The sequence below is a fragment of the Streptococcus sp. GMD4S genome (assembly GCF_000296955.1).
In genome coordinates, this window is sequence record NZ_AJRE01000342.1 from 1 (window position 1) to 749 (window position 749).

Consider the following 749-nt stretch of genomic DNA (forward strand, 5'->3'; position numbering starts at 1 on the left):
GAGTTGGGGCTATCAAGTTCTATGATCTTAAGACCGACCGTACAAATGGATATGACTTCGACCTTGAAGCTATGGTATCCTTTGAAGGAGAAACTGGACCTTACGTTCAATACGCCTACGCTCGTATCCAATCTATCTTGCGCAAAGCCGATTTCAAACCAGATACAGCTAGCAACTATAGCCTGAATGATGCTGAAAGCTGGGAAATCATTAAACTACTCCAAGACTTTCCACGTATTATCAATCGTGCAGCAGATAACTTTGAACCTTCTATCATTGCGAAATTTGCGATTAGTTTGGCTCAAGCTTTTAACAAGTACTATGCACATACACGTATCCTAGATGAAAGTCCTGAGCGCGACAGTCGTCTGGCCCTCAGCTACGCAACCGCAGTCGTCCTCAAAGAAGCCCTTCGTTTGCTCGGAGTAGAAGCGCCGGAGAAGATGTAAATCGCCAAAGTTACTTGATTGCGGAGCAATCTAAGTAACTAACGCCAAATCCTATTCGGACTTTGGCTAGGCGCTTCACTAATTCACCTAACCAAATAATATCGATTTGGTTAGGCTCATGTCGTAATCTTTTAAATTACTTGAAAGCAATCCGAACGATTGAGCAAAATAACATTTATATTTTGTTCGGCCTTGCAGCTGTTCAATGAAATAATTTATTCACTTTTACTATTTCTTTATCACACTGGGAGATTCCTTATGAGCCAATATGCTTATATCCTCGTTGTACTTAGCTTGGTT

Annotated in this window: 1 protein-coding gene; it reads left to right on the forward strand. The window is 41.3% G+C overall.

Going from position 1 to position 749, the window contains the following annotated elements:
• Positions 1–449: DALR anticodon-binding domain-containing protein (locus GMD4S_RS09790; RefSeq protein ID WP_000321405.1), on the forward strand; the 449-nt coding region annotated here is incomplete at its 5' end.
• Positions 450–749: the final 300 nt, after the last annotated feature.